This is a genomic window from Nonomuraea sp. NPDC049141 (assembly GCF_040648415.1).
In the GTDB taxonomy this organism is placed as follows: Bacteria; Actinomycetota; Actinomycetes; order Streptosporangiales; family Streptosporangiaceae; genus Nonomuraea.
Genome location: NZ_JBEZDR010000019.1, coordinates 136,393 through 156,014, shown reverse-complemented (window position 1 = coordinate 156,014; position 19,622 = coordinate 136,393). Strand labels below are relative to the sequence as shown.

The following is a 19,622-nucleotide window of genomic DNA, read 5'->3' as shown; positions in this document are numbered from 1 at the left end:
GTTGCGGCATTCGCAAACTTGAAGAGCGAAGCGAGGCGCGTCCAGATCCCCGTTGCCGCGTCTTCGCGGTAGGAGGCCGAGCCGATCGATGCCGAGCGTCTACTGCACGCAGTGCGGGCACGCCAACCCCGAGGATGCCCGTTTCTGTTCCCGTTGTGGGTCACCGCTGACCAGAGCCGAGGTCGCCGGGGACACCACATCGACGATCTCCGTCGCGGGAATCGAGGCGTACGAGGCTGAGACCGGTGACATGCTCCTCGCCGAGCGCGCACTGGTGGAGCAGCTGCCGCCGGGCACGGCGTTGCTCACGGTGACCAGGGGGCCCAACCAAGGAAGCCGGTTCCGGCTCGACAAGGAGCTCACCACCACGGGGCGACATCCCGAAAGCGATATCTTCCTTGACGACATCACGGTCTCCCGCCGGCACGTGGAGTTCTACCGCCTGCGTGGCGGCCAGTTCTCCGTGCGCGACGTGGGCAGCCTCAACGGCACCTACGTCAACAGGGAACGCATCGAGGAGGTGCCGCTGCATTCCGGTGACGAGGTGCAGATCGGCAAGTTCCGCCTCGTCTTCCTGATGCGGACCGCCGCCGGCGCATGAGCGAGCGCAGCGAGCGACTGGTGGGAGCAGCCGAGCGCAGCGAGCGGCCGTCGGAGGGAGCCGCATGAGCGCGCAGGCGGCACGCTCGCACATGAGCATCGGGGAGGTGCTCGCCATGCTCCAGGGCGAGTTCCCCGATGTGACGATCTCCAAGATCCGGTTCTTGGAGGGCGAGGGGCTCATCGAGCCTGAGCGCAGCCCGTCGGGTTACCGCAAGTTCACTCACCTGCACGTCGAGCAGCTCCGCTACATCCTCACCGAGCAGCGCGACCACTATCTGCCGCTGCGGGTGATCAAGGACAAGATGGCCGAGCACTTCGGCCGTCCGCGGGCCTTGACCGACCGGCCGGAGCGGCAGGAAGTACGGCTGAGCCGTGCCGAGCTGCTGGAGGCGGCCGGGCTCGACGAGGAGACGCTCGCCGAGCTCGAGGACTACGGGCTGCTCGCGGCGACGGCCAGGCGCTACGACGAGGAGGCGCTCAACGTGGCGCGCAGCGTCGGCGCCCTGGCCCGGTTCGGCCTGCGCGCCCGGCATCTACGCGCGGTCAAGGCCGCGGCCGAGCGCGAGTGCGGGCTGGTGGAGCAGACGATCGCGCCGATACTCAAACGACGGGCCCCAGGGGCCATCGGAGAGGCCGACGAGGCCGCCAGGGAGCTGTCGGCGTTGCTGCTCGACCTGCATGCCTCTCTCGTCCGCACGGGCGTGCGAACCGTTCTAGGCCGATGACCGGACCAGCGGGACATACAAGGCCCCTCGGGTGTTACGTTGAAATGCAGAAGCGGACCGGCCAAATAGCTGTGCCGGGGTCGCCGACCAGTCGAATATGGAGCAGCCCGTGTTGCAGATGGAGGTCGTGGGTGTTCGCGTAGAGATGCCCACAAATCAGCCGATCGTCTTGCTCAAGGAGGCACACGGGGAGAGGTTCCTGCCGATTTGGATTGGGATGACCGAAGCCACGGCCATCGCGCTGGCCCAAGCGGAGGAGCCTCCAGCCCGTCCGCTCACGCACGACCTGTTCAGGGACGTGCTGAGCGCTCTTGGCGTGGGTCTGCGCGCGGTCAACATCGTTGCGCTGCGTGACGGGATCTTCTTCGCCGATCTGGTGTTCTCCAACGGCGTAGAGGTGAGCGCGCGCCCGTCCGACTCGATCGCGCTCGCGCTCCGCACCGGAGCGCGTATCTTCGCCAGCGAAGAAGTCGTCCAGGAAGCCGGGGTGATCATCCCGGACGACCAGGAGGATGAGGTGGAGAAGTTCAGGGAGTTCCTTGACACGATCACCCCCGAAGACTTTGGCCGGGCGGGGTAGGTATTTCAGTGCATTTACGCTTCACGACGCGCCGAGCCGGATCGTTGACTGCGCATGGTCACGGTCCTACGGTGCAAGTGAAACCCGTGGTCGCGCTTTTACGAACCCCCAGATCAGGCCACGGGATGAGAGAAAGCCGGAGGTCCGCGTGGCGGTCAGCAGCGGCGAGGGAAAGACGACCGGCCAGGAAGATCCGGTGCGGCGTGAGAGTGCGCGGCAGCGTGCCGGAGAGCAGGGGCTGCTCTTCGACGAGCAGCCCGCGTCGCTGCCGGCAGACATCGGATACCGTGGCCCGACGGCGTGCGCGGCGGCCGGCATCACCTACCGGCAGCTCGATTACTGGGCGCGCACGGAGCTGGTCCAGCCGACGATAAGAGCCGCGCACGGCTCGGGCTCGCAGCGGCTCTACAGCTTCCGCGACATCCTGGTGCTCAAGGTCGTCAAGCGGCTCCTCGACACCGGAGTCTCCCTCCAGCAGATCCGTACGGCCGTACAACATCTGCGTGACCGCGGGGTGGGCGACCTCGCGCAGATCACGCTCATGAGTGACGGCGTCAGCGTCTATGAGTGCACCTCGGCCGACGAGGTGATCGATCTGCTCCAGGGCGGCCAGGGCGTGTTCGGCATCGCGCTCGGCCGGGTCTGGCGAGAGGTCGAGGGCTCCCTCGCGGAGCTGCCGGGGGAAAGGGCGGCGGTCGAGGACAGCGTCCCGGCCGACCACCCCGCTGACGAGCTGGCCCAGCGGCGGCGCGCGCGCCGCATAGGGTAGCAATTGGGTAGTAACCTGTAGAGCGCAAGGCTGATAACCCCATGCGGGAGAGTCCCCGGGCTGGTTCCCGGGGCGCCGAAGGAGCAACCCTCCCCGGAATCTCTCAGGCACCTGTACCGCGCGGGGTAGGCAACTCTGGAAAGCAGGTGCGCCCGCCAGGCGCACCTCACCGACGGTGCAAGCCCACATGGGGTGAAGCTCTCAGGTCGCCATGACAGAGGGGGAGATCCGGCACTCGCCCGCGCCCTGGCGCCGGTCTCCAAAGCCCTCGGGAGGCACCTCGCATGACCGATCTGTCAGTTCCGCCGTTCTCGACCCGGCACATCGGCCCGTCCGAACCCGAGCAGCAGCGCATGCTCGAGGCCGTGGGTTTCGAGTCCGTGGCCGACCTGGTGGCGGTGGCCGTCCCGGAGTCCATCAGGATCAAGGACCGGCTCGCCCTGCCCGCCGCGGCCAGTGAGACCGAGGTCATCGCCGAGCTGCGGGCCATCGCGGGCCGCAACCGGGTGCTCACCTCGATGATCGGCCTGGGCTACCACGACACGATCACCCCTGCGGTGATCCGCCGCAACCTGCTGGAGAACCCGGGCTGGTACACCGCCTACACCCCCTACCAGCCGGAGATCTCGCAGGGCCGCCTGGAGGCGCTGCTCAACTTCCAGACCGTCGTCACCGACCTGACCGGACTCGCCGTCGCGGGCGCCTCGCTGCTCGACGAGAGCACGGCCGCCGCCGAGGCGATGACACTGGCCAGGCGCGCGGGCAAGTCCAAGAGCCAGGTGTTCGTCGTCGACGCCGACGCGCTGCCCCAGACCAAGACGGTGCTGGCCACCCGCGCCGAGCCGCTGGGCATCACGCTCGTGGAGGACACGCTCGACGGGGAGCTGCCCGAGTGCTTCGGTGTGCTCGTCCAGTACCCGGGCGCCTCCGGCCGGCTGCGCGACTTCCGCGCCGTGGCCGAGCGGGCGCACGCGGCCGGCGCGCTCGTCGTGGCCGCCGCCGACCTGCTCGCGCTCACCCTGGTCACCGCGCCCGGCGAGCTCGGCGCCGACATCGCGATCGGCTCCTCGCAGCGCTTCGGCGTGCCGTTCGGCTTCGGCGGGCCGCACGCCGCCTACATGTCCGTACGCGAGGGACTGCAGCGGCAGATGCCCGGCCGCCTCGTGGGCGTCTCCGTCGACGCCGACGGCGCGCCCGCCTACCGGCTGGCCCTGCAGACCCGCGAGCAGCACATCAGGCGCGAGAAGGCCACCAGCAACATCTGCACCGCGCAGGTCCTGCTCGCCGTCATCGCCGGCATGTACGCCGTCTACCACGGGCCCGACGGGCTGCGCCGCATCGCCGCCCGCGTCCACCGGCACGCCGCGGCGCTGGCCGAGTGCCTGCGCCGGGGCGGCGTCGAGGTCGTGCACCGCGAGTTCTTCGACACCGTGCTGGCCAGGGTGCCCGGCCGGGCCGCCGAGGTCGTACGGCAGGCCGCCGAACGCGGCGTCAACGTGTGGCAGGCCGACGCCGACCACGTCTCGGTGGCCTGCGACGAGAAGACCACGGCGGCCGACCTCGAGCAGGTCGCCGCCGCCTTCGGCGCCAGTGGGCCGGTGGCCGGCCTCCTCGCCGACGAGGGACTGGACACGCTGCCCGGCTCGCTGACCCGCGAGTCCGGCTACCTCACCCACCCCGTCTTCCACAGCCACCACTCCGAGACCGCGATGCTGCGCTACCTGCGCAGGCTCCAGGACAAGGACATCGCGCTCGACCGCTCCATGATCCCGCTCGGCTCCTGCACGATGAAGCTGAACGCGACCACCGAGATGGAGCCGATCACCTGGCCGGAGTTCGCCGGGATCCACCCCTACGCGCCCACCGCGCAGGCCGAGGGCTACCGCCACCTCATCGAGACCCTGGAGGAGTGGCTGGCCGAGGTGACCGGCTACGACGCGGTCTCCATCCAGCCGAACGCCGGCTCCCAGGGCGAGTTCGCCGGGCTGCTCGCGATCCGGGCCTACCACCGCGACCACGGCGACGACCACCGCGACATCTGCCTCATCCCGTCCTCCGCGCACGGCACGAACGCGGCCAGCGCCGTCATGGCCGGCATGCGCGTCGTGGTCGTGGCCTGCGACTCCGAGGGCAACGTGGACCTGGCCGACCTCGACGCCAAGATCGACAAGCACCGTGACGGACTGGCCGCGATCATGCTCACCTACCCGTCGACGCACGGCGTCTTCGAGGAGACGATCACCGAGGTCTGCGCCAAGGTGCACGACGCGGGCGGCCAGGTGTACGTCGACGGGGCCAACCTCAACGCGCTGGTCGGGCTGGCCAAGCCGGGCGAGTTCGGCGCCGACGTCTCCCACCTCAACCTGCACAAGACGTTCTGCATCCCGCACGGCGGCGGCGGCCCCGGCGTCGGCCCGGTTGCGGTCCGCGGCCACCTCGCCGCCTACCTGCCGGGCCACCCGCTGCGCGCCGGCTCGCCCGTCGGCGCGGTCTCCGCGGCCCCCTACGGCTCGGCGGGCATCCTGCCGATCTCCTGGGCGTACGTCAGGATGATGGGCGGCGACGGCCTGGCCGCGGCCACCGAGCAGGCGATCCTGTCGGCCAACTACCTGGCGCGGCGGCTGGCCCCGCACTACCCGGTGCTCTACACCGGGCGCGGCGGGCTGGTGGCCCACGAGTGCATCGTCGACCTGCGGCAGATCACCAAGGAGACCGGCGTCACGGTCGACGACGTGGCCAAGCGGCTCATCGACTACGGCTTCCACGCGCCGACCATGTCGTTCCCGGTCGCCGGCACGCTGATGATCGAGCCGACCGAGAGCGAGGATCTGGCCGAGCTCGACCGGTTCGTGGACGCGATGGTCGCCATCAGGGGCGAGATCGCGCGGGTCGCGTCGGGCGACTACGACCGCGCCGACAACCCGCTGCGCAACGCCCCGCACACCGCCGAGGCCGTCGCGGCCGACGAGTGGAGCCACCCCTACAGCCGCACCGAGGCGGTCTACCCCCTGCCGTCGCTGCGCGAGGGCAAGTACTGGGTGCCGGTGCGGCGCATCGACCAGGCCTATGGTGACCGCAACCTGGTCTGCTCGTGCCCGCCGCTGGAGGCGTACGAGGACTGACCGGATCGCCGCCGCGACGTGACCGTGTGGCCCTCTCCGCCGCTGCGCTCGGTGGAGAGGGCCACGCTCGTTCGTCGGTGTCCGGAGTTTTCATCCCTTGTCACCCAGCCAAGGTGGCCGCTGAGAAGACATGATCACCGGAAGTCGTTAGGCTCGGTCCGACCGTCGCCTAAGGAGCTCTCTTGACGTTCTCAGAGCTGCAGGTCCCGCCTCTGGACACCGCCCGCCGCCTGGCCGAGGACGGTGATCTCGACGGCGCGGTGGCCATACTCACCGAGCTGGTCGCCGACCCCGACGGGCCCGACCGGGCGCAGGCCGCCGTGGGCCTCGCCGTGGTGCTCGACGAGCGGGGCGACCACGAGGCGGCGCGGGCGGCCGCCAGGGTGGCGCTGGCCACCGGGCATCCGGAGTTCGCCGCGCAGGCGGCCTGTCACCTCGCGCAGGGCTTCGAGCGGGAGGGCAGGGCCGAGCAGGCCAGGGGAGCGTGGCAGGCCGTCCTGGGCGTCGGCACGGCCGCCTACGTCCCGCTGGCGCGTCTCGCTCTGGCCCGGCTGGCCGTGGAGGCGGGCGACTACGACGAGGCGGAGGACGAGCTGCGGGCCGCCCTGGCCGTCGCCGGGCCGGACGTGGCCGCGCACGCCGCGCAGCAGCTGGCCGACCTGCTGCTGGAGCGCGGGGAGCCGGGGGAGGCGGCTGAGGTGCTGCTGGAGGCGCTCGAGGTGGCCCCCGAGGACGAGGTGGCCCGGTTGCGGGTGCAGCTCGGCATAGCGCACCTGGAGCTCGCCTGCGCGGAGTTCGCGGGGGCGGTGGAGGACGGTGGTGACGCGCCGACGAGCGCTCTGGCCATCGAGCTGCTGGCCAGGACCCTGCCGTTGCGTGGCCGCACCGACGACGCGGACCGCGTCTGGACGTACGGGCTGGAGCACGCGGACGAGACGCTGGCGGCAGAGGTGCGCCTGCGTTACGACCGCGACGCCTGACCTGCGGCAGAGGTGCGGCCGCGTCACGACCTGGAGGCCTGACCGGCGGCGGAGGCGCGGTCGCGCCGCAGCCGACCGCGGCCCAGGACGCGGAGGCGTGGTGGTCAGCCGCGGCGCATGATGGCGGCGGCCGCGGCGACGTTGATCAGGACGATGGCGAGCCAGGCGATCGCCAGGCCCAGCCCGCCGCCACGGGCGCCCGCGATGGCCGTCAGCGGGATGCCGATGCCCATCGACCCCAGCGCGATCGGGATCATCGCCGCTCCAGGGCTCTTGGTCCTGCCCGAGCCGGCGCCGTGGGCATGGAGCTCGGCGCGCACCCGCGCCGCGATCGTGGCGTCGAGCCGCTCCACGAACGACTCGACCAGGGCGGCTTCGTATTCGGGGCCGAGGTCGCGGCGGGCGTCGAGCGTCGCCTGCAGGTCCTCGCGGATGGGGCGCATCTCTGGCATGAGGCCATCATCGCGGCTACACGGCACGCCGTCATCAGCCCTGAGGGCTAAGGCGAAGTCATCCCCAGGTACGGTTCTGACATGCGGTTCATGACGCCGCGCGGTCCGGCGCTGGTCGAGTTCGACGAGGTGGAGCGGCCCCGGCTGCTGCTGGTGCTGACCCACGGGTCGGCCGGGGGAGTGGACGCGCCCGATCTCCTGGCGGTGCGCGACGCCGCCCTGGGCGCGGGGGCCGTGGTGGCCAGGGTGACGCAGCCGTTCCGGCTCGCCGGGGCGCGCGCGCCGGGCTCCGCCGCACGGCAGGACGAGGCCTGGGAGGCCGTGCTGGGCGAGCTGCGGGCGCGGTGGCCGGGGCTGCCGCTGGTGCAGGGCGGCCGGAGCAACGGGGCCAGGGTGGCCTGCCGTACGGCCAAGGCGGTCGGCGCGGTCGCGGCGGTGGCGCTGGCGTTCCCGCTGCATCCGCCGGGCAGGCCCGAGAAGTCCAGGGCCGGGGAGTTGCGCGAGGCGGGCGTGGACGTGCTGGTGGTCAACGGCGACCGGGATCCGTTCGGCGTGCCCGACGCCGCCGACGCGGCCCGCCTCGTGGTGCTGCCGGGCGAGGGGCACGAGCTGAAAAAGGACCCCGCCCGGGTGGGCGAGGTGGTCGCCGAGTGGATCGCCGGCTACGTGTGAGCGGCGCGGCTCAGGGGTGCCTGCGAGTGGGGTCGCCGCTCAACGGGCGCTTCGCGCGAGCGGGTGGCTCAGGCGGCGCCGACGAGCGGGTCCGGGCGGTGCGGAGCGATGGCGGTGCCGCCAGGCAGGAGCTCCCCGGTGTCCTCGAAAAGGACGACGCCGTTGCAGAGAAGGCTCCACCCCTGCTCGGGGTGGCAGGCGAGGGTACGTGCGGCCTCGCGGTCGGGCGCCTCGGCTGCCGGACAGGCCGGGTCGTGCGGGCACATCGGCGTGCCTCCGATATCTCGTGAATGGCTCCCGCGGATAGGTAGGGGCGGGAACTGTGTGGGTGCTGTCTTTCTTTCAAGTGTGCGGCGTATGTCACACGTTCGGACATAGTCCGTTAGGACTGTTACAGGAGGATGCGAAAGTGTGACCTTCGACACAGCGTGCCTTATACAGGATAACGGTCCAAGCTCGACACGCCCACTAGCTTTGCAAGCCTCGCAACAAGGCGTCGAGGCCGCGCTCGAAGTCGACGTCGGCGCGCTCGTCGCGCCTGGTCCACTCGTCGACCTCGGGGTCGGCCCAGCCTGACTGCTGGACCTCGACCGCGACGCTGCCGAACACGAAGGCCCGCAGCGCCCGCACCGCCTCCTGGGCGTCCGCCAGGCCCGCGTCGGCGAGCTGCTCCGTCTGCTCCCTGATGGCCAGCGCCGTGCCGCCCTTGGGCGGTTTGGTCAGCGCGAGCGCCAGGACGCCGGGGTGCTCGCGCAGCAGCTCACGACCGGCCCGGCACCACGACCTGGCCGTCTCCTGCCAGGTGGGGCCCTGCTCGACGTGGACGGCGGTGACGTGCTCGGCCAGCGCGTCCATCAGCGCCTCCTTGCCCCGGGGCAGATGGTGGTAGATGGCCATCGCCTCCACCTGCAGGGCGTCGCCGAGCCGGCGCATCGTCAGGCGCCGCAGCCCCTGGGAGTCGGCGATGTGGAGGGCGGCGTCGATGATGCGCTCGCGGGAGAGCGGCACCGGCGGTCTCTTGGCGGGCATGGAGATCATCTTACTATGTAAAGGGCGCCGCGTGGGTCCGATTATGGCGCGTGTCGCGGACAGGCGTACCCTGGTCGCTTGATACGAGCTGATTGGGATGAGGGGCAGAGTCGATGGCGTTTTTCCGTCCGCGGGTGAGCCGCGAGGCCGAGGTCCGCTACCACGCGGACCTGGAGATCTCCAAGAGCTTCCCCGAGCTGCTCGACAAGGCTCGGCAGAGCGAGCAGCTGCTGCGCGACCTGCGGGCCGCCGCCGCGGATGAGATCGAGTTGCTCGCCGCCGGGCAGGCGTTCGACAAGGCGCTCAGCGAGGCGCTGCGGGCGGCCGAGAGCGGGCAGCGGGCCACGTTCGGGGTCAAGGCCTATGACGACCGCATCGCCCGCCGCAAGGCCAAGGCGACGCCCGACGGGGCCATGTGGACCGCCGAGGTCGACCGGCTGCGCACGCTGCGCGAGGACAACCGGCTGTGGGGCATCCCGCGCGTGCCGCGCCCGGTGCCCGCCTCCCGCTGACTCTTCAGCGGAGGACATGACAAAGCCCCGGCACGGGAAGTGCCGGGGCTTCGTCGCGGATCAGCTGGCCCAGTCGAGCAACGGGCGGGTGTTGCTCGGGTGGCGCAGCTTCGAAAGCGATTCCTTCTCGAGCTGCCGGATGCGCTCCCGGGTCAGGCCCAGGTGCTTGCCGATCTCGTCGAGCGTGTGCGGCTTGCCGTCCACCAGGCCGAAGCGCAGCGCCATGATCTTCGCCTCGCGCGGCGAGAGGTTGCCGAGCACGCCGCGCAGCTGGTCGCCCAGCAACTGGCGGTCGACGATCTCCGACGCCTCGGGGGAGTCGACGTCCTCGATGAGGTCACCGATCGTGGTCTCGCCGTCCTCGCCGATCGTCGCGTTCAGCGAGATGGGCTGGCGGCTGGTGCGCAGCAGTTCCTCGATCTGGTCGGGCGTCTTGTCGAGCTCGACCCCCAGCTCCTCGGGGGTGGGCTCGCGGCCCAGCCGCTGGTGCATGTCGCGCTCGATGCGCGACAGCTTCGAGAGCATCTCCAGCACGTGTACGGGCAGGCGGATCGTCCGGGCCGAGTCGGCGAAGCCACGCTGGATGGCCTGCCTGATCCACCACATGGCGTACGTGGAGAACTTGAAGCCCTTGGTGTAGTCGAACTTCTCCACGGCCCTGATCAGGCCCAGGTTGCCCTCCTGGACCACGTCGAGCAGGGACATGCCGCGGTCGGTGTACTTCTTGGCGACCGAGACGACGAGCCGGAGGTTGGCCTCCAGCATGTGGTCCTTGGCCGCCTTGCCGTCCTCGATGACCAGTTCGAGGTCGTCGCGGGCGGCGGCGGACAGGCCGGTCGTGGTCTCCAGCTTGTACTCGGCGTACAGGCCGGCCTCGATCCGCCTGGCCAGCTCGACCTCCTGCGCTGCGGTGAGCAGCGTACGGCGGCCGATCGACTTGAGGTAGGTGTGCACGGAGTCGCCCATGACCGACTGGTTGTCGTCGAGGTCGAGCGTCTCGGACTCAAGCTCGGCATCGTCGGCGCTCGCGGCGTCCGGGCTCAGGACGAGGTCCTCGGGGGCGTCCTCATCCTGCTCCGCGGAGTCCGTCTTTGGCTCCGCGGCCTTGGAGACGGTAGACTTCGCCCGCTTGGTCGTGGTCTTGCGGGCCGGCTTGCGTGCGGCCGACTTGCTGAGGGACGGCTCGTCCTCGGCGGCCAGGCTGACACCCGCCTCAGCGAGCTCGCGCAGTATCGAACGGCCGCTCGAGGGGCTGATGCCGGCCTCGGCGAACGCGTTGCGCAGCTCCGCCAGAGAAAGGTGACCCTGAGCTCGCCCTCGGTCAAGCAGCTGGTCGAGGGTCGTGGGCGGGGTCGCCACGGCGGTTCGGGGCATGAGGACACCTCCTCCATACGGAGTCGAATCGATCAGTCGAAGGTTGTGGTGGGGCGACTGCGGCCGCTCGGCGCACCAGTATCCATAACGCCGTTGAGCGCTATTTGTTCCCGGAGGGACAAAAAAAGGGGCGGACCACCCTAAAGGCGACCCACCCCAGGCCCGGGAGAGGTCACCCTCCGGGGGTGATCTCGCCCGCTGTCGCCTCGGGCATGGGCATGGGCTGCGCGTCCTCCATGCGCTTGTCCGTCCAATACTCGAGGACCTTCTGCGGGTCCGGGTTGAGCTCCTTGGACACCACGGTGCCATCGCTGGGGCCATCGCTCGGCTCGGGCGAGGCGGTCAGCTCGGCGAGGCGCTCGGCCGGTATCTCATCGGCAGAGGTCGGCTCGGACGGCGGCTGGCTGGACGGGTCCTTCTCCACCACTGCTCTGGTCTCCTTGGCGACCTGTTCGAGCCTGCCCGCCGAGGCGGCCGCCGCGACTGAGGCTCCGCCGACGACGATCACGCCGACGACCGCCGCGGATGCCCACATCTTGCGGGTCTGGTTCATGAAGGGCTCCCTCCTGCTCTCATCCATAAGACGCACCCGCAACGGATCAGGTTCCTGTCCTAAGGCTTACGAGATCGGTTTTACCATTCGGTAGCAGTGGCAACCGGGACATCAGTCGCAGTTCGCGCGGCGCGGCGTAGGCGGGGAGCCGGTCGGTGGCATAGGCGCGGAGCTGGTCGAGCGTGAGCGGGCCCGCGGGGTCGGCGGGCACCACGACGGCGACGACGATCTCTCCCCATTCGGGGTCCGGCCGGCCGATCACGGCCACGTCGGCCACCTCGGGGTGGCCGCCGAGCACTTCGGCCACCGAGGCGGCCACCACCTTCTCGCCGCCGGTGTTGATGACGTCGTCGGCCCGGCCCAGCACGCGCAGCCGGCCTCCGGTCAGCTCGCCCAGGTCGGAGGTGACGTACCAGTCGCCGTCGAAGGAGGCGGGCTCGCCGAAGCGGTAGCCGGAGAACAGCACCGGGCCGGCGACACGGATGCGCCCGTCGTCGCCGATTTTGAGATCTACATTGTAAAGGGCCCGGCCGTCGTACACGCAGCCGCCGCTCGTCTCGCTCATCCCGTACGTCGTGACCACCCGAGCGCCGAGCGCCTGGGCCTCGGCGACCAGGCCGGCCCGCGGGGCGGCGCCGCCGAGCACGATAGTGCGGAACACCGACAGGTCGGCGTTCATCTCGACCAGCCGGTGGAGCTGGGTCGGCACCAGTGACACGTGTTCGGCGCCAGAGGCGAGCACCTCGCGGGCGTCGAAGCGCGGGTGGATGATCGGCTCGCTCTCGCAGAGCAGGGCGCGGACCAGCACCTGGAGGCCCGACACGTGGGACGGCGGCAGGCAGCAGAGCCAGCGCTCGCCCTTGACCGCCTCCAGGCGCCGCAGCGAGGAGGCCGCCGAGGTGCGCAACGCGGTGGCCGACAGCATGACGCCCTTGGGCGTCCCGGTGCTGCCGCTGGTGGCGATCACCACCGCCACGTCCTCCGGAACGCCCTCGCCGCCGGCCTGCGGTACTCCGTTGACGTGGGTCGGCCGGAGCGTGTCGGCGGCGCTTCCGGCGGGCAGGGGGAGGATCGCCGGGCCGTCTCCGGACAGAGCCTCACGGACCGCCGCGAACAGCTCGGGCCCTGGAGTTCCTACCATGGCGTGCAACGGCCGGTCCGGATGCGACGGGTTCCTCAACATGCTCGTAAGGTTAATGGCGACAGGTCGGACAGCGGTGCAGGGAGGGTCGTGACGCGTTCTCCCGTGCTTTTCCGGGCTCCCGTCGTTTTCCGGGTGGCGATGCGCACTCGTTTCCGGGGTCAGACCGTCAGAGAAGGGGTCCTGCTGCACGGCCCGGCCGGTTGGGGTGAGTTCTCGCCGTTTCCCGAGTACGGTCCGCGCGAGTGCGCCCGCTGGCTGGCGTGCGCCCGCGAAGCCGCCTTCGAGGGCTGGCCGGAGCCGGTGCGCGACAGCGTGCCCGTCAACGCCACCGTGCCCGCCGTGCCCGCCGAGCGGGCCTTCGAGCTGGTACGCGGCTCGGGCTGCGCCACGGCGAAGGTCAAGGTGGCCGAGCGGGGCCAGACGTTCGCCGAGGACCTGGCCAGGGTGGAGGCGGTGCGTGACGCGCTCGGCCCGGCGGGCAGGCTGCGCGTCGACGCCAACGGCGCCTGGGACGTCGGCGAGGCCGTACACCATCTCAAAGAGCTCGACCGCTTCGACCTGGAGTACGCCGAGCAGCCCTGCGCCACGCTCGACGAGCTGGCGGCGGTGCGCCGGGCCGTCGACGTGCCGATCGCGGCCGACGAGTCGATCCGGCGCGCCGAGGACCCGCTGCGGGTCAAGGCCGCGGAGGCGGCCGACATCGCGGTGGTGAAGGCGCAGCCGCTGGGCGGGGTGCGCGAGGCGTTGCGGGTGGTGGAGGCGTGCGGGCTGCCCGCGGTGGTGTCGAGCGCCGTGGAGACCTCGGTGGGGCTGGCGGCTGGGCTCGCGCTGGCCGCCGCGCTGCCGGAGCTGCCCTACGCGTGCGGGCTGGGCACGATGCCGCTGCTGACGGGTGACGTGGTGGACGATTCGCTGGTGCCCGTGGACGGACGGCTGGCCGTACGACGTCCTGCGGTGAATCCTGAGCTTCTGTCGGCATATGAAATTGAATCCCCCTCGTGGCTTCGCCGGATGCAGGAGGCGTCACTGTGAACCCCGCTACCGCGCTGGCCACGGTCCTGGTCGATGAGCTGGTGCGCTGCGGCCTCACCGACGTCGTGGTCGCGCCCGGCTCGCGGTCGGCCCCCCTGGCCCTGGCGCTGCACGCCGAGTCGCGGGTGCGGCTGCACGTGCGCATCGACGAGCGGTCGGCCTCCTACCTGGCGCTCGGGCTGGCCAAGCGCGCCGAGCGACCGGTCGCGCTGATCTGCTCGTCCGGCACGGCCACCGCCAACTTCCACCCGGCCGTCATCGAGGCGAGCGAATCGGGCGTCCCGCTGCTCGTGCTCACCGCCGACCGCCCGCCCGAGCTGCGCGGCACCGGCGCCAACCAGACGATCGACCAGGTCAAGCTGTACGGCTCGGCGGTCCGCTGGTTCGCCGAGGTCGGGGTGCCCGAGGACCGGCCGGGGCAGGTGGCCTACTGGCGGTCGCTGGCCTGCCGGGCCTACCAGCGCGCCTCCGGGCCCGCCACGCCGGGGCCGGTGCACCTGAACCTCGCGTTCAGGGAGCCGCTGATCCCCGACGGCGACACCTCGTGGTGCGAGTCGCTCGACGGCGACGCCAACGGCCCCTGGGTGCGCGCCCGGGTCGCGCCGCCGCCCATCGCCCTGCACATCCCGCCGACCCGGCGCGGCGTGCTCGTGGTCGGCGACGGCGCCGCGAACGTACGCCGCTACGTCGCCGCGGCCGGCATGGCGGGCTGGCCGGTGGTGTCGGAGCCCAACGGCGGCGGCCGCTACGGCGACCATGCCGTGTCCACCTACCACTACCTGCTCGGCACGCCCGAGTTCGCCGACGCCCACCGGCCCGACGTGGTGGTCACGCTCGGCCGTCCCGGGCTGTCGCGGCCGCTGCTGTCGTGGCTCGGGCGGGCCGAGGAGCACATCGTGGTCGCCACCGACCTCGACCGCTGGCCCGATCCGACCCGGTCGGCGACCCAGGTCGCCCAGGCGGTGGAGATCCCCGTCGCCTCGGGTGACGACACGTGGCTGCACGCCTGGCGGCAGGCCGACCAGGCGGCCAGGACGGCCATCGACGAGGTGCTCGACGCCTCGGGCACCAGCGAGCCCCGGCTGGCCCGCGACCTGGTGGACGCGATGCCCAACGGGGCGCTGCTGTTCTGCGGCTCGTCGATGCCGATCCGCGACCTGGACCAGGCGATGCGGCCCCGGCGGGGGCTCCGGCTGCTGGCCAACCGGGGCGCCTCGGGCATCGACGGGCTGGTGTCGTCGGCCATGGGAGCGGCGCTGGCGCACAACGGGCCGTCGTACGCGCTCATGGGCGACCTGTCGTTCCTGCACGACCAGAACGGGCTCGTCCTGGGCCCCCGGGAGCCGCGGCCGGACCTGTGCCTCGTGGTGGTGAACAACGACGGGGGCGGCATCTTCTCGCTGCTGCCGCAGGCCGCGGTCAGGGATCCGTTCGAACGGGTCTTCGGTACGCCGCACGGCGTCGATCTCGGCTACGTGGCGGCTTCGACGGGCACGCCGTACCAACTGGTGGAGGACCTGTCCGACCTGCCCAAGGCGCTGCGCGGCGAGGGGCCGCGCCTGGTGGAGGTCCGTACGGACCGGGAGGCGAACGCCGTGGTGCACGCCCGCCTGCGCGAGGCCGCCCAGGCCGCGGTCCGGGACTGCCTGACCTGACCTGATCCGCAGGCCCCAGACGACCTCAGCCTGAGGACCCCCGGTCTGCGGATCCTGGGCCTGGGGACTCCGGCCCCCCAACCCCGGCCCCCCAACCCCGGCCCCCCAACCCCGGCCCCCCAACCCCGGCCCCCCAACCCCGGCCCCCCAACCCCGGCCCCCCAACCCCGGCCCGCCGACCCCAGTACACCGGCCCCCGTCCACCCATCCCCGAGCCGCGGATAATGGCGGGGACGATGCTGATCGAGTCGAGGCGGGTTCGAGGTGGCCGGCGACGATGAAGACCGGATCTGGGCGTTGATCGCGGGCAGCGCCAGGCGGCGGGGTTCGCCGGTGTCCGTCCAGGACGTCTGCGTCGCCGGCGTGGAGGCGGTCGCGGTCAGCGGGGCCGGGGTGTCGCTGGTCGTGCACGAACGGCTGGAGCCGGCGCATCTGGCGGGCAGGCTCGGTCGCGAGCTGCTGGAGGCCGAGCTGGCCACCGGCGACGGGCCCTGCGTCGAGGCGGTGTGGGGGAGCGGGCCGGTGCTGGTTCCCGACATGGCGGCCTGCGAGGGGCGCTGGCCGGCGTTCAGCGAGGTCGCCCGGGTGGGGGCGGTGTTCGCTTACCCGCTGGTGATGGGCGCCGTCAAGGTGGGAGTGCTGGTGCTGTGCCGGGACCGGCCCGGCGAGCTGGCCCCCCGCGAGCAGGGGGACGCGCTGATCCTCGCCGGCGCCGCCCTGACCCTGCTGCTCGGCGGCCGCGGCCGGATGAGCGGTCATAGGATGCCGCCGGCCGCGTCGCCGGCGCTCGGGGTGGAGATCTACCAGGCCGCCGGGATGGTGTCGGCGCAGCTGGACATCTCGGTGGAGGAGGCGCTGCTGCGGCTGCGCGCGTACGCCTTCACCCACGACGAGCCCCTGAGCCGGGTGGCGCGGCGGGTGGTGCTGCGGCGGCTGCGGTTCAGCCCTGATCCGTCCGGCAGGTGATTCCGCCGATTTTCGCCGGGCTTGCCGTATCCTGCGGCTGTGGCAACCGAGTCGGCGCAGCCGCGTTCCGCGATGGCGGAAACGGAGCCCGCTCAGCGGCGTCCCTCGCCCGTGGAAACGGTGCCGCCGCCGCCCGGTTCGCCGACCGTTCGGTCGACGCCGTCACCGACGGCCTCGGCTGGCTCCTCGGTGACCTCGGCGGCGGCTTCTGGATCGGCCGGGCCGGGGTGGCGGCAGCCGTACGCTCCCTCGACGCGGGCGCTGAGCCTGGCCCTCTGGTCCACCTTGTGACCAATCACTTCGGCGTCCCTGCCCCCGCCGCACCCGAGCGCGCCCGGCACCTCGCCGAGGTCATCGTCCGGCTCGCCCAGAAGGACCGCATGACCCTGGCCTCCGCTGCCCCCCTCGTCTCCCGGGCGGCCCTCGCCTCCGACCCCCTCGCCACCCGCATCGCGCTCCAGGCCGCCGAACACCTCGCTTCCGCTGCTGCCCGGCTGCACCGCACCGGCCCGATCGTGGTCGGCGGCAGCGTTCTGACCAGCGAAGGACCCGTCCGTTCCGCCGTGCTGGCGCGTCTGTCCGGCAAGGTCGTCACCGCTCGTGACGGTGCCGGCGCGGCCGGTTGGCTCGCCGCCCTCGACCACCAGGGCGATGCGTTGAACTCTCATCGCCGGTTCACCGGATCGACGTCCTGACCCCTCCTGCTCGGCGTCGCCGGTTTCCATCGGCTCGCCGCGGCGAGAGCACCACGACGTTGCCCGTGGCCAGAGCGGGTCCGAGCTTCGGCGATCGGAGGGTTCCACGTCGGCGGGTCCGGCCTCGTGCTCGGAGCCCGCGCCCCTACAGGGTGATGTCCTCGCCCTGCTTGAGGGCGGCGACCTCATAGGTCTCGGCGGAGGTCGCGTCCAGGAATCGGGAAACCTCATCGGGCCGCGTGTCATAGAAGCCGTCGATGTGGAATCCGTCGTAGTGGATCGGCACCGCGATCCTCGCGCCCAGCAGGCGCGCAGCCACGGCCGCCTGGCCGGCGTCGAGCGAGGCCGGCCAGGGACTCGGGGGCTGACAGTGCGGGAAGCACACGGTCGGCCCGTTGATGGGAGTGAGCACCGCGTCGAACGGCCCGAACCGGTGGGCGGCGCGCCACCAGTAGCCATGAAACATGCTGTCGCCCAGGTGCAGCACGCGCTTTCTGAACCGCTCCGGGATCGGTGGAGACTCTACGGGTTGACTCCCGCCGCCGGTTGGGGCCGGTGTTGAGCGTAGTAGACGGCCTCGTGTTCGGTGGGCGGGACGTCGCCGATCGCGGTGTGGAGTCGCTGGCGGTTGAACCAGTCGACCCATTCGGCGGTGGTGAACCGGACCGTCTCCCGCGGCCAGTCGGTCATTCTCAACGGCATCACCCGTGACCCGGACGGCGACCGGTTGACCAGCACCTGGTGGCAATACAGCGATGCGGACGCCTACCCTGGCACCGTTGCGCTCCCTCAGACCTCGCAAGCGCGCCACCACATCGTGAGCTTCCGCGTGCCCCAGGACGCGCTGCCCGGCCAGACGATTCACCTGATCCTGCAGACAACGGACAACGGCTCGTCAACGCTCACGTCGTACCAACGTGTGGTGCTCACAGTGAAGGGCTGAAACCGGCGGGACGTGAAGGCGCTCCGCTCGCCGGATAGGAGCGCCGGATTGCTGCGACGATCCCCCCGCGAAACCGTGCGTGCCGCTCCTCGCGGCACGCTGATGCGGTGCTGGAGTGCGTCGGCACCGCCGAGGAGCTGTTCTACTCCCGCGTCGGTCTGCGCCCGCCCCGGTGCGCGCCTATCTGCCCGACCTGATTCAGCGAACCTTCGACGGCCGGATCGAGCCGGGCAAGGTCTTCGACCTGACCCTGCCGCTGGGGTCACACGAGGCGCTTGATCTCCCCGTACGCACGGTAGAAGCCGCCCCGCCCGGCAGGCCGTACCCCTTCGACGAGGTAGCGGGCGCCCGCCTCCCGGATGTCCTTCGGGAACTGCACATTCCACCCCTCGTACCCCGGGCTGATCACGCGCACCCGCAGCCGCTCGCCCTGCTGCTCGCACTCCACGACCACGCCGTCGCCGATGTGCGTGGTCGTCTCCACCACGACCGACGGCTCCACCACCGCCAGCGACGCCGCCGCCTTGACGTCCACCGGCTGGGGGACGGTGCCCTGGCGGGCCGCGGCGATCGCCGCCTCGCTGGCGTCGATGCAGGCCAGCGAGCCGTCGGTGGTGACGATGTAGAGGCGGTCGTCGAGGAACTGCATGGAGAAGGCCGACCCGCAGCCGGTGCCGAGCTTCCACAACCGCTCGCCGGAGGTGTCGAAACAGTAGATGGAGGAATGGCTGTCGCCGGCGAACACGTGGCGGCCACCCGGAGACGTGGCGCACGAGTAGACGGGGGCGTCGCACCGGTAGACGGCCTCGACGCGGCCGTCACCCTTGGCCAGGCGATGTACGGTGTGGCGGGCCGTGCCCGCGTACACGGAGTGGGCCTCCTGCCAGCCGAACAGGACGCCGTCGGCCGTCCGGTTCTCCCACACGAGCGAGCCGTCGGAGATGTCGTAGCGGGCGACGCCGCCGGAGTGGCCTCGGTAGACGGCGTCGTCGTCGCACCTGACCATCCAGGCCGACTCGCCGCCGCCTGGACGCGCCCACTGGAACTCGTCCTCGTAGTCGATCGCGGTGACCCGGCCGGCCCGGTCGGACACGCCGAGGACGCCGTCGTGGACGTCCAGCCAGTAGATGTCGACGTCGGCCGCGATCTCGTAGGCGGCCCGGGGCACCTTGCCGCTCAGGTCGTACACGCGGCCGTCGTCGCAGCCGGCGTAGATCCAGAAGTCGTCGGCGACGATGCACTTGACGCCGTCCGGAAGCCGGAAGCGGCCCGTCACGGTGCCGGAGTGGGCGACGGTGTAGACGTCGCCGCGCTGGTTGCCGACCCAGCAGCGCTGCTCGTCCACGAAGATGCCGAACGCGGCGGCACCGCTGTTGAACCGCCACAACACGGGCGCCTGCCGGGCGGTCGAGCGGGTGCTCGCGATCGCCCTGCGGGTGATCGCCCGGCGCTGGCGCACCCCGCGCACGGCCGGCGCGTAGCCCTTGCGGGTCTTCTCGCCGATCTTCTTGGCCGCGGCCGCCTGGGCCTTCGCCGCGGAGGGGAACGCCGCGACCTTCGTCTGGCCGCTCTCGCCGATGCGCCCGTAGGTGATCGTCACCTCGGTGCCGGCCACGGTCACCTCGTAGAACTTGTGTGATCCGCTGCCGTCCTCCGACAGCTCCAGGTACGTCATGTCTGCGGTCTCCATGTGCCGAGCTTGATCAACTGCCCGGGACACTAGAGCACGGGGGCGACAAAGTCGCGTTTTTCCTGTTCATGAGGCTGCTGGGCCCTTGCGGGGCGTGGCGGATGATTTGCCGCCGACATTCCTCAG

The 19,622-nt window shown here is 71.5% G+C and carries 22 protein-coding genes, 1 pseudogene and 1 riboswitch; of the genes and pseudogenes, 13 read left to right on the top strand and 10 right to left on the bottom strand.

Annotation, left to right across the window (positions count from 1 at the left end; genetic code table 11):
* The first annotated feature begins 88 nt into the window (after positions 1-88).
* The 6 genes from AB0B91_RS44530 (at position 89) to AB0B91_RS44505 (ending at position 6,779) form a co-directional block, all read left to right on the top strand.
* A complete protein-coding gene (locus AB0B91_RS44530) occupies positions 89-601 on the top strand; it encodes an FHA domain-containing protein (protein ID WP_358334042.1) in 513 nt (170 codons plus the stop codon).
* 64 nt (positions 602-665) lie between these two features.
* Positions 666-1,328: a MerR family transcriptional regulator gene (locus AB0B91_RS44525; protein ID WP_358334039.1), complete on the top strand. Its 663-nt coding sequence runs from the start codon at positions 666-668 to the stop codon at positions 1,326-1,328.
* A gap of 109 nt (positions 1,329-1,437) precedes the next feature.
* Positions 1,438-1,908, top strand: coding sequence for a bifunctional nuclease family protein (locus AB0B91_RS44520; protein ID WP_214634355.1), 471 nt, complete (start codon positions 1,438-1,440; stop codon positions 1,906-1,908).
* A gap of 148 nt (positions 1,909-2,056) precedes the next feature.
* The gene (locus AB0B91_RS44515; RefSeq protein WP_219539342.1) at positions 2,057-2,677 is read left to right on the top strand and encodes a MerR family transcriptional regulator; all 621 of its coding nucleotides are present in this window, start codon (positions 2,057-2,059) and stop codon (positions 2,675-2,677) included.
* Positions 2,678-2,711: 34 nt separating this feature from the next.
* A riboswitch (glycine riboswitch) is annotated at positions 2,712-2,806 on the top strand.
* A 155-nt stretch (positions 2,807-2,961) separates the two neighbouring features.
* Positions 2,962-5,799, top strand: a complete 2,838-nt coding sequence (gene gcvP / locus AB0B91_RS44510; RefSeq protein WP_358334036.1) for an aminomethyl-transferring glycine dehydrogenase — start codon at positions 2,962-2,964, stop codon at positions 5,797-5,799.
* A 182-nt stretch (positions 5,800-5,981) separates the two neighbouring features.
* On the top strand, positions 5,982-6,779 hold the full coding sequence (locus AB0B91_RS44505; protein ID WP_358334033.1) for a tetratricopeptide repeat protein: 798 nt from the start codon (positions 5,982-5,984) through the stop codon (positions 6,777-6,779).
* Between the two features lie 104 nt (positions 6,780-6,883).
* Here the strand turns inward: AB0B91_RS44505 and AB0B91_RS44500 are convergent, their stop codons facing one another.
* Positions 6,884-7,231 (bottom strand): hypothetical protein, encoded by a 348-nt coding sequence (locus AB0B91_RS44500; RefSeq protein WP_358334030.1) that lies wholly within the window; start codon positions 7,229-7,231, stop codon positions 6,884-6,886.
* Positions 7,232-7,312: 81 nt separating this feature from the next.
* On the opposite strand from AB0B91_RS44500, the gene AB0B91_RS44495 reads away from it, so the two are divergent.
* Positions 7,313-7,903 carry an alpha/beta family hydrolase gene (locus tag AB0B91_RS44495; RefSeq protein ID WP_358334027.1) on the top strand — a complete coding sequence of 197 codons (591 nt, stop codon included), beginning with the start codon at positions 7,313-7,315 and terminating at the stop codon, positions 7,901-7,903.
* A gap of 68 nt (positions 7,904-7,971) precedes the next feature.
* On the opposite strand, the gene AB0B91_RS44490 is transcribed toward AB0B91_RS44495, so the two are convergent.
* On the bottom strand, positions 7,972-8,169 hold the full coding sequence (locus AB0B91_RS44490; protein WP_214634349.1) for a DUF5999 family protein: 198 nt from the start codon (positions 8,167-8,169) through the stop codon (positions 7,972-7,974).
* A gap of 202 nt (positions 8,170-8,371) precedes the next feature.
* Positions 8,372-8,932 carry a TetR/AcrR family transcriptional regulator C-terminal domain-containing protein gene (locus AB0B91_RS44485; protein ID WP_358334024.1) on the bottom strand — a complete coding sequence of 187 codons (561 nt, stop codon included), beginning with the start codon at positions 8,930-8,932 and terminating at the stop codon, positions 8,372-8,374.
* Between the two features lie 113 nt (positions 8,933-9,045).
* On the opposite strand from AB0B91_RS44485, the gene AB0B91_RS44480 reads away from it, so the two are divergent.
* Complete coding sequence (locus tag AB0B91_RS44480; RefSeq protein ID WP_358334021.1) at positions 9,046-9,444, top strand: hypothetical protein; 399 nt, start codon at positions 9,046-9,048, stop codon at positions 9,442-9,444.
* 60 nt (positions 9,445-9,504) lie between these two features.
* Here AB0B91_RS44480 and AB0B91_RS44475 read toward each other — a convergent pair whose 3' ends face one another.
* The 3 genes from AB0B91_RS44475 to AB0B91_RS44465 form a co-directional block, all read right to left on the bottom strand.
* Complete coding sequence (locus AB0B91_RS44475) at positions 9,505-10,818, bottom strand: sigma-70 family RNA polymerase sigma factor (protein ID WP_358334018.1); 1,314 nt, start codon at positions 10,816-10,818, stop codon at positions 9,505-9,507.
* A gap of 172 nt (positions 10,819-10,990) precedes the next feature.
* Entirely contained in the window at positions 10,991-11,371 is a 381-nt protein-coding gene (locus AB0B91_RS44470; RefSeq protein WP_358334015.1) for a hypothetical protein, read from the bottom strand.
* Between the two features lie 46 nt (positions 11,372-11,417).
* Positions 11,418-12,554 (bottom strand): AMP-binding protein, encoded by a 1,137-nt coding sequence (locus tag AB0B91_RS44465; protein WP_358334013.1) that lies wholly within the window; start codon positions 12,552-12,554, stop codon positions 11,418-11,420.
* 48 nt (positions 12,555-12,602) lie between these two features.
* On the opposite strand from AB0B91_RS44465, the gene AB0B91_RS44460 reads away from it, so the two are divergent.
* The 3 genes from AB0B91_RS44460 (at position 12,603) to AB0B91_RS44450 (ending at position 16,168) form a co-directional block, all read left to right on the top strand.
* On the top strand, positions 12,603-13,547 hold the full coding sequence (locus tag AB0B91_RS44460) for an o-succinylbenzoate synthase (protein ID WP_358334010.1): 945 nt from the start codon (positions 12,603-12,605) through the stop codon (positions 13,545-13,547).
* Positions 13,544-15,202, top strand: a complete 1,659-nt coding sequence (menD, locus tag AB0B91_RS44455) for a 2-succinyl-5-enolpyruvyl-6-hydroxy-3-cyclohexene-1-carboxylic-acid synthase (protein WP_358334007.1) — start codon at positions 13,544-13,546, stop codon at positions 15,200-15,202. Before AB0B91_RS44460 ends, menD begins: the two co-directional genes overlap by 4 nt.
* 264 nt (positions 15,203-15,466) lie before the next feature.
* Positions 15,467-16,168: a GAF domain-containing protein gene (locus AB0B91_RS44450; RefSeq protein WP_358334005.1), complete on the top strand. Its 702-nt coding sequence runs from the start codon at positions 15,467-15,469 to the stop codon at positions 16,166-16,168.
* A gap of 92 nt (positions 16,169-16,260) precedes the next feature.
* On the opposite strand, the gene AB0B91_RS44445 is transcribed toward AB0B91_RS44450, so the two are convergent.
* Complete coding sequence (locus AB0B91_RS44445; protein WP_358334002.1) at positions 16,261-16,467, bottom strand: hypothetical protein; 207 nt, start codon at positions 16,465-16,467, stop codon at positions 16,261-16,263.
* On the opposite strand from AB0B91_RS44445, the gene AB0B91_RS44440 reads away from it, so the two are divergent.
* Entirely contained in the window at positions 16,456-16,863 is a 408-nt protein-coding gene (locus AB0B91_RS44440) for a hypothetical protein (protein ID WP_358333999.1), read from the top strand. The genes AB0B91_RS44445 and AB0B91_RS44440 overlap by 12 nt on opposite strands.
* Positions 16,864-17,008: 145 nt before the next feature.
* On the opposite strand, the gene AB0B91_RS44435 is transcribed toward AB0B91_RS44440, so the two are convergent.
* Both AB0B91_RS44435 and AB0B91_RS44430 read right to left on the bottom strand, forming a co-directional pair.
* The gene (locus tag AB0B91_RS44435) at positions 17,009-17,329 is read right to left on the bottom strand and encodes a hypothetical protein (protein WP_358333996.1); all 321 of its coding nucleotides are present in this window, start codon (positions 17,327-17,329) and stop codon (positions 17,009-17,011) included.
* Between the two features lie 56 nt (positions 17,330-17,385).
* A pseudogene (locus AB0B91_RS44430) lies at positions 17,386-17,538 on the bottom strand (IS3 family transposase); the annotation flags it as partial.
* Here AB0B91_RS44430 and AB0B91_RS44425 point away from each other — a divergent pair.
* The gene (locus tag AB0B91_RS44425) at positions 17,474-17,806 is read left to right on the top strand and encodes a hypothetical protein (protein ID WP_358333993.1); all 333 of its coding nucleotides are present in this window, start codon (positions 17,474-17,476) and stop codon (positions 17,804-17,806) included. The pseudogene AB0B91_RS44430 and the gene AB0B91_RS44425 overlap by 65 nt on opposite strands.
* A gap of 262 nt (positions 17,807-18,068) precedes the next feature.
* On the opposite strand, the gene AB0B91_RS44420 is transcribed toward AB0B91_RS44425, so the two are convergent.
* Complete coding sequence (locus AB0B91_RS44420; RefSeq protein WP_358333990.1) at positions 18,069-19,496, bottom strand: WGR domain-containing protein; 1,428 nt, start codon at positions 19,494-19,496, stop codon at positions 18,069-18,071.
* Positions 19,497-19,622: the final 126 nt, after the last annotated feature.

Bases quoted from the DNA above. Each gene is read 5' to 3' on its own strand.
- AB0B91_RS44530 (WP_358334042.1), top strand. From the start codon at position 89: ATGCCGAGCGTCTACTGCACGCAGTGCGGGCACGCCAACCCCGAGGAT.
- AB0B91_RS44525 (WP_358334039.1), top strand. From the start codon at position 666: ATGAGCGCGCAGGCGGCACGCTCGCACATGAGCATCGGGGAGGTGCTC.
- gcvP (WP_358334036.1), top strand. From the start codon at position 2,962: ATGACCGATCTGTCAGTTCCGCCGTTCTCGACCCGGCACATCGGCCCG.
- AB0B91_RS44500 (WP_358334030.1), bottom strand. From the start codon at position 7,231: ATGCCAGAGATGCGCCCCATCCGCGAGGACCTGCAGGCGACGCTCGAC.
- AB0B91_RS44495 (WP_358334027.1), top strand. From the start codon at position 7,313: ATGCGGTTCATGACGCCGCGCGGTCCGGCGCTGGTCGAGTTCGACGAG.
- AB0B91_RS44490 (WP_214634349.1), bottom strand. From the start codon at position 8,169: ATGTGCCCGCACGACCCGGCCTGTCCGGCAGCCGAGGCGCCCGACCGC.
- AB0B91_RS44485 (WP_358334024.1), bottom strand. From the start codon at position 8,932: ATGCCCGCCAAGAGACCGCCGGTGCCGCTCTCCCGCGAGCGCATCATC.
- AB0B91_RS44480 (WP_358334021.1), top strand. From the start codon at position 9,046: ATGGCGTTTTTCCGTCCGCGGGTGAGCCGCGAGGCCGAGGTCCGCTAC.
- AB0B91_RS44475 (WP_358334018.1), bottom strand. From the start codon at position 10,818: ATGCCCCGAACCGCCGTGGCGACCCCGCCCACGACCCTCGACCAGCTG.
- AB0B91_RS44470 (WP_358334015.1), bottom strand. From the start codon at position 11,371: ATGAACCAGACCCGCAAGATGTGGGCATCCGCGGCGGTCGTCGGCGTG.
- AB0B91_RS44465 (WP_358334013.1), bottom strand. From the start codon at position 12,554: ATGTTGAGGAACCCGTCGCATCCGGACCGGCCGTTGCACGCCATGGTA.
- AB0B91_RS44435 (WP_358333996.1), bottom strand. From the start codon at position 17,329: ATGTTTCATGGCTACTGGTGGCGCGCCGCCCACCGGTTCGGGCCGTTC.
- AB0B91_RS44420 (WP_358333990.1), bottom strand. From the start codon at position 19,496: ATGGAGACCGCAGACATGACGTACCTGGAGCTGTCGGAGGACGGCAGC.